The sequence below is a fragment of the Streptomyces sp. NBC_00029 genome, assembly GCF_045160505.1.
Taxonomy (GTDB): Bacteria; Actinomycetota; Actinomycetes; order Streptomycetales; family Streptomycetaceae; genus Streptomyces.
Window position 1 is genome coordinate 7,904,945 of record NZ_CP108292.1, and the last position, 15,954, is coordinate 7,920,898.

At 71.1% G+C, this 15,954-nt stretch carries 13 protein-coding genes; 4 read left to right on the forward strand and 9 right to left on the reverse strand.

Features of this window, described 5'->3' with window-relative positions; genetic code table 11:
* Window positions 1-223: 223 nt before the first annotated feature.
* A complete protein-coding gene (locus OG753_RS36395) occupies window positions 224-958 on the forward strand; it encodes a type II CAAX endopeptidase family protein (protein ID WP_327266021.1) in 735 nt (244 codons plus the stop codon).
* Between the two features lie 6 nt (window positions 959-964).
* On the opposite strand, the gene OG753_RS36400 is transcribed toward OG753_RS36395, so the two are convergent.
* The 6 genes from OG753_RS36400 to OG753_RS36425 all read right to left on the reverse strand — a co-directional run bounded on the left by OG753_RS36400 (window position 965) and on the right by OG753_RS36425 (window position 9,371).
* On the reverse strand, window positions 965-2,587 hold the full coding sequence (locus OG753_RS36400) for an alpha/beta hydrolase (protein ID WP_405791656.1): 1,623 nt from the start codon (window positions 2,585-2,587) through the stop codon (window positions 965-967).
* Window positions 2,588-2,808: 221 nt separating this feature from the next.
* A complete protein-coding gene (locus OG753_RS36405; RefSeq protein ID WP_405791658.1) occupies window positions 2,809-4,587 on the reverse strand; it encodes a SulP family inorganic anion transporter in 1,779 nt (592 codons plus the stop codon).
* A 14-nt stretch (window positions 4,588-4,601) separates the two neighbouring features.
* Window positions 4,602-7,346, reverse strand: coding sequence for an HAD-IC family P-type ATPase (locus tag OG753_RS36410; RefSeq protein WP_327266024.1), 2,745 nt, complete (start codon window positions 7,344-7,346; stop codon window positions 4,602-4,604).
* Between the two features lie 60 nt (window positions 7,347-7,406).
* Window positions 7,407-8,399 (reverse strand): polyphosphate kinase 2 family protein, encoded by a 993-nt coding sequence (locus tag OG753_RS36415; RefSeq protein WP_405791660.1) that lies wholly within the window; start codon window positions 8,397-8,399, stop codon window positions 7,407-7,409.
* A complete protein-coding gene (locus tag OG753_RS36420) occupies window positions 8,399-8,689 on the reverse strand; it encodes a three-helix bundle dimerization domain-containing protein (RefSeq protein WP_405791662.1) in 291 nt (96 codons plus the stop codon). Before OG753_RS36420 ends, OG753_RS36415 begins: the two co-directional genes overlap by 1 nt.
* Before the next feature lie 139 nt (window positions 8,690-8,828).
* Window positions 8,829-9,371 (reverse strand): MarR family winged helix-turn-helix transcriptional regulator, encoded by a 543-nt coding sequence (locus tag OG753_RS36425; RefSeq protein WP_405791664.1) that lies wholly within the window; start codon window positions 9,369-9,371, stop codon window positions 8,829-8,831.
* Window positions 9,372-9,516: 145 nt separating this feature from the next.
* Between OG753_RS36425 and OG753_RS36430 the strand changes: the two genes are divergently transcribed.
* The 3 genes from OG753_RS36430 (at window position 9,517) to OG753_RS36440 (ending at window position 11,472) form a co-directional block, all read left to right on the forward strand.
* The gene (locus OG753_RS36430) at window positions 9,517-10,581 is read left to right on the forward strand and encodes an alkene reductase (RefSeq protein WP_405791666.1); all 1,065 of its coding nucleotides are present in this window, start codon (window positions 9,517-9,519) and stop codon (window positions 10,579-10,581) included.
* 97 nt (window positions 10,582-10,678) lie between these two features.
* On the forward strand, window positions 10,679-11,131 hold the full coding sequence (locus OG753_RS36435) for a DUF2809 domain-containing protein (protein WP_327266029.1): 453 nt from the start codon (window positions 10,679-10,681) through the stop codon (window positions 11,129-11,131).
* A gap of 107 nt (window positions 11,132-11,238) precedes the next feature.
* Complete coding sequence (locus OG753_RS36440) at window positions 11,239-11,472, forward strand: hypothetical protein (protein WP_405791668.1); 234 nt, start codon at window positions 11,239-11,241, stop codon at window positions 11,470-11,472.
* Window positions 11,473-11,485: 13 nt separating this feature from the next.
* Here the strand turns inward: OG753_RS36440 and OG753_RS36445 are convergent, their stop codons facing one another.
* The 3 genes from OG753_RS36445 to kdpA are packed head-to-tail and all read right to left on the reverse strand — an operon-like array spanning window position 11,486 to window position 15,952.
* A complete protein-coding gene (locus tag OG753_RS36445; RefSeq protein WP_405791670.1) occupies window positions 11,486-12,169 on the reverse strand; it encodes a potassium-transporting ATPase subunit C in 684 nt (227 codons plus the stop codon).
* Window positions 12,170-12,191: 22 nt separating this feature from the next.
* The gene (gene kdpB / locus OG753_RS36450; protein ID WP_405791672.1) at window positions 12,192-14,291 is read right to left on the reverse strand and encodes a potassium-transporting ATPase subunit KdpB; all 2,100 of its coding nucleotides are present in this window, start codon (window positions 14,289-14,291) and stop codon (window positions 12,192-12,194) included.
* Complete coding sequence (kdpA, locus tag OG753_RS36455) at window positions 14,288-15,952, reverse strand: potassium-transporting ATPase subunit KdpA (protein ID WP_405791675.1); 1,665 nt, start codon at window positions 15,950-15,952, stop codon at window positions 14,288-14,290. The genes kdpB and kdpA overlap by 4 nt, the downstream gene beginning before the upstream one ends.
* Window positions 15,953-15,954: the final 2 nt, after the last annotated feature.

A 15,954-nucleotide genomic window follows, 5' to 3' on the forward strand; every position in this document is an offset into this window, starting at 1 on the left:
GCCCGGCGGCCGGGGACCCGGGCCGCAGCGCACCGGTCCCGCCCTGCACGAGCCGCCCCTCCCGAGCCGACACCCCCGACCGTCAGATGATGCTGACCTGCGTGAAGCCGGAAACAATGGGGATGTTCCGGCACGGGATCGGCCGCTCGAACGAGGAGGTCCAGGGTTTCGCCGGGGGACCGGCCGCGTGCGCCGACTGTCGTCACGACCGAGGTGGGATCCCATGCCCCGCAGTACCCCCGATGGCGCCCGGCGGCTCCGGCGGCCGCTCGGTACCTGGACGGCCGTGGCCATCACGGTCGCCGTCCTCGGCGTCACCAATCTGGCAGTGCACCGCTGGTCGGGCCTGTGGGGCGTGGTGACGGCCGTCGTGGTCAGCTGCCTGTTGCTCGGGGTGCTGCGCCGGGCGGGCGGTACCCTCGCGGACGCCGGCCTGGCGCCGGGCACGCTGGCCCGCGGTGCCCGCTGGGCGCTGGCCCTGATCGGCCTGGTCGCTGTCGTCTACCTGGCCGGGGCCCTGCTGCCGGCCACCAGGACGCTGTTCGAGGACGAGCGGTACAGCGGGATGGACGGCAGCGAGGTGATGCTGCGCGCCTTCGTGCTGGTCCCCCTCGGCACGGTCCTGCTGGAGGAGGTCGCCTTCCGCGGCGTGCTCTACGGTCTCGTGCTCCGCGTCCGCGGCGCGGTGTGGGCGACCGCCGTGTCGAGCCTGCTGTTCGGCCTGTGGCACGTGCTCCCGTCGCTGAACCTGGCTACCGCGAAGCCGGCCCTGACCTCGGTCGTCGGTGAATCCGAGCTCGGAGCCGCGCTGGCCGTTGCGGGGGCCGTGCTCTTCACGGCGGCGGCCGGCGTCCTGTTCTGCGAACTGCGCCGCCGCAGCGGCAGCCTGCTGGCTCCCATGGGTCTGCACTGGGCGGTCAACGCGCTCGGCTACCTCGCCGGGTTCCTGCTTCGCTGAGCGGGCTCACTCCGGCGGCGGCGAGACGATGTTCTTCAGCCGGTCCAGGTCCTGCGCGGTGAACCCGTCGGGCCGCATGACGGCGTTCCAGGCGTCGACGTACGCGGCCTTGTACGTGTGGCCGTGGCCGTCCGGCACGCCCGTGGAGAACGGCAGGTCGGCGGTGACCTGCCAGAAGGTCACGAACGGGATCCAGACCATCGCGCCGAGCACGTCCGTCCCGGGCTTCTCGCCGATCCAGTCGGGCTCGGAGAGCGCCAGCCGCGGGCTCCACCAGACGATCGGGTCGGACGGGTGCATGAGGTAGAGGACCCGCGTGCCGTCCCACGGCCGGTCCGCCGGAGGCAGCCCGGCTTCCGGGTCGTCGGTGAAGCGGACGGTGCGGCCCTCCCGGTAGACGGGCTCGATCTCGGGGCTGCCCGCGTCGCGGTGGTCGCTGAACTCGCGGAACAGGGTGTTGAAGTTGGGCGGGCCGGCGAAAACGGTGCCTGCCGTGCGGTTGCGCAGGTCGTACTCGCCGCTGAAGGCCGTCTCACCGCCGAACGACCCCAGGCTCTCACCCGCCACGAACAGCCGCGGGCGCTGGTCCTGAGGCAGCTTGGACCACTTGTCGTAGACCGCGTCGAAGAGGTCGCGGCCCGCCTCGCGCGCCTTGGACTGGTCGACGAGGTACGACATCCACGACGGCAGGTACGAGTACTGGATCGCCACACTGGCGGAGTCCCCGTTGCCGAGGTACTCGAAGGAGTCCACCGCGGCGGGATCCACCCAGCCGCTGCCCGTGGTGGTCATCACGAGGAGGTTCTCGCGCTCGAAGCCGCCCGCCCGTTCGAGGTCCGCGACGGCCCGTGCCGCCCGGGTCTCCGTGTCGCCGGAGGTCTCCAGCCCGGCGTACGCCCGGACGGGCTCCTGCGCCGTGCGGCGGGTGAACGCGCCGATCTCCTGGGCGGTCGGTCCCTTGCCGGTGAACGCCCGGCCCTCCCGGCCCAGCGAGTCCCACGGCACCAGCGAGCCGGGCCCGCCCGAACGCAGGGACGACGTGGGCTGGTGCACGCCTTCCGGGGTTTCGGTGTCCCGCAGCGAGAAGGCCTCGTTGGAGGCGTTCACGAAGCCGTTCAGCAGCAGCCCGGAGAACGCGGCCCACGCCAGGCCCGCCACCAGGAGCCAGCCGACCACCTGGGCCGCCCTCCGGCCGATCCAGCGGTCGAGCAGATCGGCGGCCCGGCGGTACAGGGCTCGTAGCCCGCGCCCGGCCAGCAGCAGGAGGAGGAAGACGAGCGCGGCGACGAAGGGGCAGGCGACGGTGGCGAGCGCGCTGTAGTCGGTGACCCCCATGAGCCCGCGGATACGGTGCTGCCAGTACTGGCCGAGCCCGAACGCGACACCGAAGAGGACGACCGCGCAGACCGCCAGGACGATCCAGGACCGGCGCGAGGGAGTGCGGGCGTCACGGTCGGCGAAGGCGCGCCATACGTAGGCCGAGATCACGCCCAGCCCGTAGCCGATGGCCGCGCCGATGCCGCAGACCAGTCCTTGAAGCACGCCTCCGCGGGGGAGCAGTGACGGGGTGAAGGACAGGCACGCCAGGAGGAGCGCGCCCCAGCAGCCGGGCAGCGTCAGGCGGGGCACGAGACGGTGTGTGCGCGGTGCCGGCTCTCCTTGCGCGGGCTCTCCCGGTGCAGGCGCCGGCTGGTCATCGGTCATCGCTTCCTCCGTCGTCATGGTCCCGCGGCCCGGCCGGTCCTGCCATCCGGGGCGAAAGCCCGCGGTCGGCGGGCCGCGGCGGGCGCGTTCCACGCACCCGTCGGGCCGTCACCTCCCGCCTCGCTCCTCTCCGTCACCCCTCGCCGTCACTTCTCGTCGGCGGGCGGTTCCTCCGGGGTGGCGGCGGTGGCCGACGCAGAGGTCCACTGCGCTCCGGTACGCAGGCGGAAGGCGGCGACGGCGGCCTCCACGGTGGGGAAGAAGTGGCGGGGGTCGATGGTCCGGGTGAGTTCGTACCGCTCGATCTTCTGCCGCACCGGGTCCTTGAGCTCCGCGAACACGAGGTGCACGTCCTCCTCGTTGAGCGCTTCGTCGAGCTCCTCCAGCACGTCGGCGGCGGTGGTGTCCACATCGGTCATGGGCTCCGCCGCGACCACGATCCAGCTCGGCCGCGGATCCGCGGCGGCCAGCCGCCGGATCTCGTCGCGGAAGGTCTTGGCGTTGGCGAAGAAGAGCGGGGCGTCGAACCGGTAGATGACCAGGCCCGGCAGCTGTTCGGCCTGCGGGTAGGAACGGATGTCGTGGTAGCCCTCCAGGCCCCGCACCCGCCCCAGTACGGTGTCGTACGGCCACCAGGCGCGCCGGAAGACGTTGAGGACGGACAGGCCCACGGCGATGGCGATCCCGGGCAGCACGCCGAGCAGGGCGACCCCGACGAAGGCCGCGAAGCACAGCAGGAACTCCGCCCGGCGCTGCCGCCAGAGCCGTACGGCCCCCGGGACGTCCGCCAGGGACAGTGACGCGGTGATGACCACGGCGGCCAGGGCCGGCTGGGGGAGGTTGCGGAACAGGCCCGGCGCCACCACGAGCATGAGGATGATCAGCGCCGCTCCGACGACCCCGGTGAGCTGGCTCCTGGCCCCCGCGCGCTCCGCCACGGCCGTCCGGGACCCGCTGCTGCTGACCGGGAAGCCCTGGAAGAGCGCGGCCGCCAGGTTGGCCGCACCGACGCCCGCCATCTCCTGGTTGCCGCGGATCTCCTGGCCGGAGCGCGCGGCGAAGGCGGAGGCGTTGGAGATGGTGTCGGCCAGGGACACCAGAGCGATGCCCAGCGCGCCGCCGAGCAGCGGCGCGACGTCGGCGAGCCGTACCTCGGGGATCGTGAACGGCGGGAAGCCCTCGGGCAGTACCCCGACCAGGCCGACGCCGTGCTCGCCGAGGCCGAAGGCGGTGGCCGCGGCGATCGCCAGGACCACCATCACGAGGACGGCCGGGACCTTCGGCAGGAAGCGCTGCAGGATCAGGACCAGGGCGATCCCGCCGAGACCCACGGCGGCCGCCGCCGGTACGACCGCCCCGTCGGCGATCTTCTCCACGAGGCCGACGCACTCGCCGATCAGGTTGTCCGCCTCGACCTTGAAGCCGAGAAGCTTGGGCAGCTGACCGATCAGGATGGTCAGGGCCAGGCCATTCATGTAGCCGATCATCGTCGGTTTGGAGATCAGGTCGGCGATGAAACCGAGCTTCGCCACCGAGGCCAGGATCATGATGGCCGCCACCATGACGGCGAGCATCGACGCCAGTGCGACGGCCCGGTCGGGATCCCCGTCGGCCGCCACCAGGGGCAGCACGGTCGCGGCGATCATCGGTCCCAGCGAGGAGTCCGGGCCCAGCACCAGGATCCGGGAGGGCCCGCACACCGCGTACCCGAGCATGCAGAGGATCGTCGTGTACAGGCCGGTGATGGCCGGCAGGCCCGCCAGTTCGGCGTACGCCATGCCCTGCGGCACCAGCAGCGTGGTCAGGACGACTCCCGCGACCAGGTCCTTCGCCAGCCACTCGCGCCGGTAGGACGACACCGCGCGGATACCGGGAACCGCCCGGAAGCGGGAGAGAACGGCGTGGCCGTCGCGCCGGGTGGTCACGTACCGGCCCTTCCTCAGGCGGCTCTCGACCGGCGGGCCACGAGCTTGCCCAGTTCCCAGACGAGCAGGAGTGCGACGGCGGCCAGCAGCGCCCATCCGAACTGCCGCGCGTCGATCTCGGTCGTCCCGAGGACGCGGCCGAAGCCGTCCATCTGGGTCACCAGCACGGCGAGCACGAACTGGGCCAGGGCGACCCAGTTCATCTGCTTGCTGTCGAAGGTGGAGGTCGTCAGCACGGATTCGGTCTCGCTGCGGCATTCGAAGGCCGCCACGATCAGGCAGAGCGAGAAGGCGGTGAAGGCGATCGACCGGCCGGTCTCGATATCGCCGAAGTGGGTCTCGCCGAGCGTGATCAGTCCGAGCAGGAGGATGGTGATCGCCAGCCCGCCCAGGCCGACCGTGACGAGCACGGGCCGCGTGAGCACCGACTCCCCGCGCGGACGCGGGCGGCGCCGCATGAGTCCGGCGCTCTCCCGGTCGAAGCCGAGCGCGAAGCCGAACGAGGCGTTGACGACGAAGTGGATCCACAGCACTTGGGGCGGGGTGAAGGGCTCCCCGGCGGCGATGTTGAAGACGGTCGCGCCGAGGAACGTCAGCACGAACGTGACCAGCAGGAGCAGCACGAACCGGATGTACTTGGTGAGGTTGTCGTAGATCGTCCGGCCCTGCTCCACGGCGTAGACGATGGTGGCGAAGTTGTCGTCGGACAGGATCATGCGCCCGGCGTTCTTGGCCACGTCCGTGCCGCTGCCCATGGCGATGCCGATGTCGGCGGCCTTGATGGCCGGGGCGTCGTTGACGCCGTCCCCGGTCATCGCCACGACCTCGCCCTTCTTCTTCAGCGTGTTCGCGAGGAGCACCTTGTGCTCCGGGGCGACCCGCCCCACCACACCGATTCCCTCGATGCGGGCGAGCTGCTCCTCCTCGCTCATGGCGGCGAAATCGGAGCCGAGGACGGCCTCGCCGGGGATCCCGATCTGCCGGGCGATCGCAGCCCCGGTCGTGACGTCGTCCCCGGTGACCAGGCGGACCCGGATGTGCGCCGCCTGCGCGTCGGCCACCGCGGCCCTGGCCTCCTCCCGCGGCGGATCGACCATGCCCACGAGACTGGCCATCCGCAGCTCGGTGACGTACCCGAGCAGGTCGCCGTCCGGATCGAACTCGTCCGGGTCCAGGTCACGGGTGGCCGCGGCCATCACCCGGCGTCCCTCACTGCCCATCCGCTCGCTCTGCGACTCGGCACGGCGCAGCAGACCGGCGTCCCAGGGGACCGTCTCGCCCGCCGCGAGCGCGCTGGCGGCCCGCGCCATCACCGCCGGGGCGGCGCCCTTGACGAAGCAGCGCACGACCTGCCGGCCGGAGGGGTCGGTGGCCGAGTGGAAGGTGGCCATCAGCTTGTACTCGGGGTCGAACGGGAGGGTCGCGAGCCGGGGGAGTGCGTCACGGGTGGCGTCGGTGTCCAGGCCGGCCTTGTGCGCGAGCACCAGCAGCGCGCCCTCGGTGGGATCGCCCACCACCTCGCCGCCCACCAGCTTGGCGTCGCTGGCCACCACGTACGGCAGGATCGCGTCCTCGATCCCCGCCGCGGCCCCGGCGGACCCGGACCCGGTGGAGCCGGCGGCGTGGTGGACCTTCCCCGCGAGCCCGTAGCCCGTCCCGGACACCGTGTACCGGTCGGTGGGACTCAGCACTTCGACCGCGGTCATCTGGTTCATCGTCAGGGTGCCGGTCTTGTCCGAGTTGATCGCCGACGTGAACGCCAGCGTCTCGACCGACGGCAGTTCCTTGACGATGGCGTTCCGCTTCGCCAGATTCAGACTGCCGACGGACAGGATCGCCTGGGTCACGGTCGGCAGGGCCTCGGGGATGGCCGCGATGGCCAGGGAGACCGCGCTGACGAACAGGACGTCCCAGGCCTGGTCCCGCTGGCGTCCCAGGGCGAACATCACGATCATGGTGAGGCCGGCCGCCGCCGTGATCCACAGCGTCAGCCGGTCGAGCTCCTTGGTGAGCGGCGGCACCTCCTTCTCGGTGGCCGACAGCATCCCGGAGATCTTGCCCAGCTCGGTGTCCGCGCCGGTGGCGGTGACGACCATGACTCCGCTGCCGTGCGTGACCGGGGTGTTCATGAACGCCGTATTGGTCTGGTCGCCGGGCGACAGCCGGCTGCCCGCCAGCGGACCGGTGTCCTTCGCGGCGGGGACGCTCTCGCCGGTGAGCGCCGATTCGTCGATCTGCAGGGCACTGGCCTCGACGAGACGCCCGTCCGCCGGCACCTGGTCTCCGGCCGAGATGAGCACGACATCGCCGTCGACGAGCTGCTCGGCGGGGATCTCGGCCTCCCTGCCGTCCCTGCGCACCCGAGCCGTCGTCTTCATCATCGACTTCAGCGCGTTCATGGCGCTCTCGGCCTTGCCCTCCTGGCGCAGGCCCACGACCGCGTTGAGCAGGGTCAGCACGATCAGCAGGATCGCGGTGGTCCACTCCTGGATGACCAGGGAGACGATCGCGGCGACCACGAGGACCAGCTGCATGTAACTGCGGTACTGGGCGAGGAACCGGCGCCAGGCCGGGGTCCGCCGCTCCTCGGGCAGCGCGTTCGGGCCGTTCGCGGCCAGGAGTTCCGCGGCCCGCGCCGCGGACAGACCGGCCGCGGTATCGACACCGAACGCCGCCACGACCTCCTCGGGGGAGCGCGCGTACCAGCCGTCCCCGCCGGCCCGGGGCGCCTGCCCCGCGGAATCCGACCGCACCGTCATGGTTGTGCCTCCGATCCGGGGCCGCGGACGCGTCCGGGCCGGTAGCGTGCCATCCGGGGGTTACCGGCCACGCTTCTTCTTCGGCCCGCGGCCGTGCCGGCCGGTCTCCTCCGATTGCGGGTGCCGGTCGGCGTAGGGATCGGCCGGTGCCCCCTCCGGGGCCTCCTTCTCCAGAGCCCGTTTCGTGCCGAGGAGATCCTTCCGCGCCTCTTCGGCCAGCTCGGGATACCGCGGATCGATGTCCATCAGGGTGTGCGCGAGGACCGCCGCCGCGCAGATCCGTGCGAACCACTTCCGGTCCGCCGGAACGACGTACCACGGAGCCCACTTCGTGCTCGTGGCCGACAGCATCTCGGAGAAGGCCTCCTGGTAGTCGTCCCACCGGTGGCGTTCCCGGACGTCGGCCGCGGAGAACTTCCAGTTCTTCTCCGGCCGGTCGATCCGCTTCAGGAAGCGGGTGCGCTGCTCCTCCTTGGACAGGTTCAGGAAGATCTTCACGACCTTGAACCCGTTGTCCGTGAGGTAGCGCTCCCAGCGGTTGATCTCGCGGTACCGCCGGTCCCAGATGCCCTCCCCGAGTGCGCGCTCCGGCAGCTTCTGCCGGAGGAGGAGCTCGGGGTGGACCCGTACGACGAGGACCTCCTCGTAGTGCGAGCGGTTGAAGATGGCGATCTCGCCGCGCTCGGGCAGCCGCCGGGCGTACCGCCACAGGTAGTCGTGGTCGAGCTCTTCGGTGGAGGGCACCTTGAAGCTGCTGACCCGTACGCCCTGGGGATTGACCCCGCTCATCACGTGGCGGATCGTCCCGTCCTTGCCCCCGGCGTCGAGCGCCTGGAGGCAGAGCACCACGCCGTACGCGTCCTGGGCGGCCAGCCGCTCCTGGTACTCGGCGAGCAGTGACACCCCGGTCCGCAGCAGCTCGGCCCCATCGCGCTTCTTGAGGCCGGCCTTGTAGCGGGGGTCGAAGTCCCGCTCCAGGTCCACCTCCGATCCCGGCGGTACCCGCAGCGGCTCGATGAAGTCCGCGATGCGCTCGGCCCTCTTGTCGGACATCAGCTCCCGGCCTCCACATCCGTCCGGACGGCGCCGAGCGCCTTCCGGGCCCGGCGCTCGGCCAGGATCGGTACGTAGGCCCTGACCCTGGCCTCGCGGAACCAGTGGTAGGCGGCCGTGACCGTCGCCTCGACGACGGCCGCGTCGATCAGGGGGTAGGCGGCCCTCAGCCGGTCCACCGTGGGCCGCGCGGAGGCGAGTTCGTCCGGGGCCGCCGGGCGTGCCACGGGATCTTCCGGGCTCGGGCAGGCCGTGGTCAGCTCGGTGCTCTGGAGTGTTGCAGTAGCCATGTCCCACGACCTTCGGGCCGCCGCCGATCCACACATGCCGACATCGGTTGAGGATGCCCCTCATGGGCATTCTCTGTCATGCCGGGTGAAATCGCCCCCCATGGCCATCGCGGGCCCGACGGGGTCCGAAAGGGACGGCTCAGCAGTCGACGGGCCCCTTGTACGCGGCATCGCACTCCGTGTCGCCGCCCCGGACGGCCTCCGCGCACAGGCTCGCTTCGACCTTGCCCAGGAGGCGGGTCAGTTCGGCGCGTTCGGTGTCGTCCAGGCCGTCCAGGGTCTGGCGTTCCAATGCGCCCCACGCCCTGCGGACCTCGACCAGGAGCCCGCAACTGGCGTCCGTCGCCTCGACCAGGGAGGCACGCCGGTCCGAGGGGTCCGGGCGGCGCCGCACGTGGCCGGAGTGCTCCAGGCGCTGGAGCATCTTGGTCACCGTCGAGGGGTCGAGTCCGACCGCCTTGATCAGCTCGGACTGGCGCACGGCCCCGCTGTCCCAGAGGTGCATCATCAGGAACTCCTGCCCCGGGTGCAGCCCCAGGTCCCGCAGGACCCGGCCCGCCGCGATCCGGTGGAGCCGGGCGACGCGGCTGATCGCATGACTCACCGGCCCGTCCAGCACGGCGCCGGGCGCTGCCGCGCACTGCGGGGCGGCAGTCGGCTCCTGTGCGGATTCCGCGGTCATGGGAGTGCTCCTCCAGGTCGTGGGTCCGGCGGTTCCGGGGTGGATTCTACCGGCCACCCACATTTTACCTTGGTCGGCCAAGTAATGAGGTACGCTGCATCCCGGAGCCAATCATTGGCCGACCAACTAACTCTGTGAGGCGAAAATGACCAGCGCTTTCGAACCCGTCCACCTGGCCGGTGCCACCCTCTCCAACCGGATCGCCCTGGCGCCCATGACCCGCAGCCGCGCAGGTGAGGGCGGTATCGCCACCGAACTCGTGGCCGAGTACTACACCCAGCGCGCATCCGCCGGTCTGATCATCACGGAGGGCATCCAGCCGTCCGTGGTCGGGCAGGGCTACCCCTTCACCCCCGGCCTGCACAGCGCCGAGCAGGTCGCGGCATGGCGCCGGGCCACCGACTCCGTGCACGCGGCAGGCGGCCGGATCTTCGCCCAGCTGATGCACTCCGGCCGCATCGGCCACCCGAGCCTGCTGCCCGACGGCCTGGTTCCCGTGGCCCCCTCGGCCGTGGCCGCCCAGGGGCAGCTCTTCACCGGCGACGGCATGAAGGACTTCGTGACCCCCCACGAGCTGACCGGAGCCGAGGTACGGCAGACCGTCGCCGACTACGCGGAGGCCGCCCGCAACGCGGTGGAGGCCGGGTTCGACGGCGTGGAGCTGCACGGCGCCAACGGCTACCTGATCCACCAGTTCCTGGCCCCCGGTTCCAACCTGCGCACCGACGAGTGGGGCGGCCCGGTGGAGAACCGGATCCGCTTCGCGGTGGAGGTCGTCAAGGCGGTGGCAGCCGCGATCGGCGCCGAGCGCACGGCGCTGCGCGTCTCGCCCGGGCACACGTACAACGACATCTCCGAGCCCGACCCCCAGCCCGCCTACGAGGCCCTGGTCAAGGAGATCGACGGGCTCGGCCTGGCCTACCTGCACGTCCTGGAACACGGCCCCGAGGCGCGCGAGGCCACCCTCGCCCTGCGCAAGCAGTTCTCCGGCCCCCTCGTGCTGAACCCGGCGACCGAAGGCCCCACCGACCACCGCGCCCTCACGCTGGTCGACGACGGAGTCGCCGACCTCCTCGCCTTCGGAGCCCTCTTCCTGGCCAACCCGGACCTGCCCGAGCGCCTGCGCACCGAAGGCCCTTACAACACCCCGGACCCGTCCACCTTCTTCGGCGGCGACGCCCGCGGCTACACGGACTACCCCACCCGATAGGGGGTGTTCTGCGAAGCCCGGTCCCCGGGGCGCCGTCCAGCGCTCCCCGGGGCTCCAGCAGTATGACCCCGTGAAACGCGCGAACCCCGTACATCCTGTGTCCCGACGCCGTGACAGTGCCGCCGGCGCCACCCCGGCCTCCGCCACCGACCCCGCACGGACCCGGCTGGTGGCCGCGGCGGCCGCCGCGGTGACCGTGGCCGCGGGGCTCGGGCTGCGGGCCGTCGCGGCGGGGAGCGTGGCGAAGTACGGCGGAGACGCGCTGTACACCGTCCTGCTGCTGGCCCTCGTCGTATCGGTCGCGCCCCGGATGACACCCGTGCGGGCGGCCGGGGTCGCGCTGGCCGCCAGCTGGGCCGTCGAGTTCCTCCAGCTCAGCGCCGTACCGGCAGAGCTGTCCCGGCACAGCACGGTGGCCCGACTGGTCCTCGGTTCCACCTTCAACGCACCCGACCTGTTCTGGTACGTGGCCGGCGCGGCGGCGGGCCTGCTCGTCCACACCGTCATCCTTCGGCGGCGACCCCGGACCGGGGCCGTCGACGCGAGGTGACCCCCCGCACCCAGGTCGGATTCGATCAACAAGGCAGAATCGTCGGACAGTTCCCCGACCGCAGTGGCCCTCGGCGCCGGCCGGCGGGCCCACCAGGGAGGTCAGACGTGCACCACGACGACGAGCCGGTCTTCAAGCGGAGCAAGTGGGGCACGAACCGCTACCACCTCAACCCCGACAACCCGGTGGGGCTGGCCCTGATCGTCATCACCCTGATCTTCGTCGCGACGATGATGATCCTCATGACCAACCGGGCCGGGCCGTTCGCGCCGGAACCCACGCCCACGAGATGGGCCCCGACGCCGGCGACTTCGCCGGCCTACGTACCGACGGCGCCCTGACCCGCAGCGCGGATCACCCGCTCTCGGCGGCCAGTGCCTTGAGGGCGACGTTCAACCGGAGGACGTTGACGCGGGGTTCGCCCAGGAAGCCGAGGGTGCGGCCCTCGGTGTGCTTCTCCACGAGCCTCTCGACCTGCCTGACGTCGAGGCCGCTGCGCTCGGCGACCCGGTGGACCTGGAGCCTGGCGTAGGCCGGGGAGATGTCCGGGTCGAGGCCGGAGCCGGAGGAGGTGACGGCGTCGGCCGGCACGTCCTGCGGCTTCACCGTGTGTGCGGCCGTGGTGTTGTCCGCGATCACGGCGGCCCTGGCGTCCTCGACCTGCCCCACCAGGTCCGGGTTGTCGGCGGCCTTGTTGGTGGCGCCCGAGAGGATCAGCGCGTACTGGGTGTTGACGCTGTTGGCGCCGAGACCGTGGGAAGGACGAGGCTGGAACCACCGCAGGTCCGGCCGGGCGACTTCCTCCGGGTCGTCAGGGTTCTGCTTCGGCAGGTCGTAGCTCTGCCCGATCAGGGACGAGCCGACGACCCGGCCGTCCCCGTCCTTGATCTCGGAGCCGTTGGCCCGGTCGTCGAAGGCGACCTGGGCGATACCGGTGACGGCGAGGGGGTAGAGGACCCCGCACAGCACCGTCAGGACGAGGAGTGCCCGCAGGCCCGCGCCGATCAGGCGCGCGGTGTTGGCAACTGAGTTGGTCATGGCGGATCAGCACTTTCCTGATTCAGGCGAGTCCGGGGATGAGGGTGATGATCATGTCGATGAGCTTGATGCCGATGAACGGGGCGACGAGGCCGCCGAGTCCGTAGACCCCGATGTTGCGACGGAGCATCCTGTCCGCGCTGGTCGGCCTGTACCGCACGCCCTTCAGGGCGAGCGGCACGAGCGCGATGATGACCAGCGCGTTGAAGACGACGGCGGAGAGGATGGCCGACTCGGGAGAGGCCAGGCCCATGATGTTGAGCTTGTCGAGTCCCGGGTAAACCACTGCGAACATGGCCGGGATGATCGCGAAGTACTTCGCGACGTCGTTGGCGATGGAGAAGGTCGTGAGCGCGCCCCGCGTGATGAGGAGCTGCTTGCCGATCTCCACGATCTCGATGAGCTTGGTGGGGTCCGAGTCCAGGTCCACCATGTTCCCGGCCTCCTTGGCGGCCGAGGTGCCCGTGTTCATCGCCACGCCCACGTCCGCCTGGGCCAGGGCCGGCGCGTCGTTCGTTCCGTCGCCCGTCATCGCGACGAGCTTGCCGCCCGCCTGTTCCCGCTTGATGAGGGCCATCTTGTCCTCGGGAGTGGCCTCGGCGAGGAAGTCGTCGACGCCGGCCTCCTCTGCGATCGCCCTGGCCGTGAGCGGGTTGTCGCCCGTGATCATGATCGTCTTGATGCCCATGCGGCGCAGTTCGTCGAACCGCTCGCGCATGCCCTCCTTGACGACGTCCTTGAGGTGGACGACGCCGAGGATCCGGGCACCCCTCTCGTCCTCCACGGCCACCAGGAGCGGGGTGCCGCCGGCCTCGGAGACACGGGCCGCGAGCAGGTCCGCGTCGGCGGCGACCCGTCCGCCCCGTTCCACGACCCAGGCGATGACCGAACCGGCCGCGCCCTTACGGGTCTTCCTCCCGTCCACGTCGACCCCCGACATACGGGTCTGGGCCGTGAAGGTGATCCATTCCGCGTGGGCGAGCTCGCCCCGGCGGCGTTCGCGCAGGCCGTACCTCTCCTTCGCCAGGACCACGATCGAGCGGCCCTCGGGGGTCTCGTCCGCGAGGGACGACAACTGGGCGGCGTCCGCCAGTTCGGCCTCCGACGCGCCCTTGACCGGGACGAACTCGGACGCCTGCCGGTTTCCGAGCGTGATGGTGCCGGTCTTGTCGAGCAGCAGTGTGGAGACGTCGCCCGCAGCCTCCACCGCGCGTCCGCTCATCGCCAGCACGTTGCGCTGGACGAGGCGGTCCATGCCCGCGATGCCGATGGCCGAGAGCAGGGCGCCGATGGTGGTGGGGATCAGGCAGACGAGGAGTGCGGTGAGCACGATCATCGACTGCTCGGCGCCTGCGTGGATCGCGAACGGCTGCAGGGTGACCACGGCCAGCAGGAAGACGATTGTGAGCGATGCCAGCAGGATGTTCAGCGCGATCTCGTTGGGCGTCTTCTGCCGGGCCGCGCCCTCCACGAGCGCGATCATGCGGTCGATGAAGGTCTCGCCCGGCCTGGCCGTGATCTTCACGACGATCCGGTCGGAGAGGACCTTCGTACCGCCGGTGACGGCGCTGCGGTCGCCGCCGGACTCCCGGATGACGGGTGCGGACTCGCCGGTGATGGCGGATTCGTCGACGGAGGCGACGCCTTCGACGACATCACCGTCACCGGGGACGATGTCCCCCGCCTCGCACACGACCAGGTCGCCGACGCGCAGCTCGGTGCCGGGCACCCGCTCCTCCGCCGTCCCCTTCAGCCGCCGGGCGACGGTGTCGGTCCTGGCCCTGCGCAGGGTGTCGGCCTGGGCCTTGCCGCGGCCCTCTGCCACTGCTTCCGCGAGGTTCGCGAAGATCGTGGTCAGCCACAGCCAGGCGGTGATCGCCCAGCCGAACCAGTTGGCCGGGTCGGCCAGCGCCAGCGCCGTCGTGACGACGGAGCCGACGAGAACGACGAACATGACCGGGGACTTGATCATGATGCGCGGGTCGAGTTTCCGCACCGCGTCGGGGAAGGACTTGAGGAGTGCCTTCGGGTCGAACAGACCCCCGCCGACGCGCCCGGCCGGCTTGTCTGCGGTGGGCGGGCCGTCCTGGTGCGGGGCACGGATCGGTGTGATGGTGCTCATGAGGCGAGCCCTTCGGCGAGCGGACCCAGCGCGAGGGCGGGGAAGTAGGTCAGACCGGCGATGACGAGGATCGTGCCGACGAGCAGCCCGGTGTACAGCGGCTTGTCCGTGCGCAGGGTTCCCGCGGTGGCGGGTACGGGCCGCTGTTCGGCGAGCGAGCCGGCCAGCGCGAGGACGAACACGATCGGCAGGAAGCGGCCGAGCAGCATGGCGATGCCGATGGTGCTGTTGAACCACTGCGTGTCGGCGTTCAGGCCCGCGAAGGCGGAGCCGTTGTTGTTGGCGCCCGAGGTGTAGGCGTAGAGGATCTCGGAGAAGCCGTGCGCTCCCGGGTTGGCCATCGAGTTGCCCGGGGTGGGCAGGGCCATCGCCGCGGCGGTGAAGCAGAGCACCAGCGCCGGGGTCACCAGGATGTAGCAGGCGGCCAGCTTGATCTGCCGAGTGCCGATCTTCTTGCCCAGGTACTCCGGGGTACGGCCGACCATGAGGCCGGCGATGAACACCGCGATGATCGCCATGATCAGCATGCCGTAGAGGCCCGAGCCCACGCCGCCGGGCGCGATCTCGCCGAGCTGCATGCCCAGCAGGGTGATGCCGCCACCGAGGCCGGTGTAGGAGGAGTGGAAGGAGTTCACCGCTCCCGTCGAGGTCAGCGTGGTCGCGACGGCGAAGGTCGCCGATCCGGCGATGCCGAAGCGGGTCTCCTTGCCCTCCATCGCCCCGCCCGCGGCCTGCAGCGCCGGGCCGTGGTGCGCGAACTCGGTCCACATCATCAGCGCGGTGAAGCCGATCCAGATGGTGGCCATCGTGGCGAGGATCGCGTAGCCCTGCCGCAGGCTGCCGACCATCCGGCCGAAGGTACGGGTCAGCGCGAACGGGATCAGCAGGATCAGGAAGATCTCGAAGACGTTCGAGAACGGGTTGGGGTTCTCGAAGGGGTGGGCGGAGTTGGCGTTGAAGTAGCCACCGCCATTGGTGCCCAGTTCCTTGATGACCTCCTGCGAGGCGACCGCCCCGCCGTTCCACTGCTGACTGCCACCCGTGAACTGGCCGACCTCGTGGATGCCGGCGAAGTTCTGGATCGCCCCGCACGCGACGAGGATCAGCGCGCCCGCCACCGAGATCGGCAGCAGGATCCGGACGGTGCCGCGCACCAGGTCCGCCCAGAAGTTGCCGAGCTCCCCGGTGCGGGAGCGCGCGAAGCCCCGTACGAGGGCCACCGCGACGGCCATGCCGACCGCGGCGGAGACGAAGTTCTGGACCGCGAGGCCACCGGTCTGGACGACGTGGCCCATGGCCTGCTCGCCGTAGTACGACTGCCAGTTGGTGTTGGCGACGAACGACGCGGCGGTGTTGAACGCCTGGTCCGGGTCTATCGAGGCGAAGCCGAGCGAGCCCGGGAGGCTGCCCTGCAGACGCTGCAGGGCGTAGAGGAACAGGACGCTCACCGCCGAGAAGGCGAGGACGCCGCGCAGGTAGGCGGGCCAGCGCATCTCGGCGGACGGGTTGGCGCCGATGGCCTTGTAGATCCACTTCTCCGGACGGTAGTGCCGCTCGGACGAGTAGACCCGGGCCATGTGGTCGCCCAGCGGACGGTGGGCCAGCGCGAGCGCGGCGATCAGCGCGAGGAGCTGGAGCGCACCGGCGGTTTCGGGGCTCATAT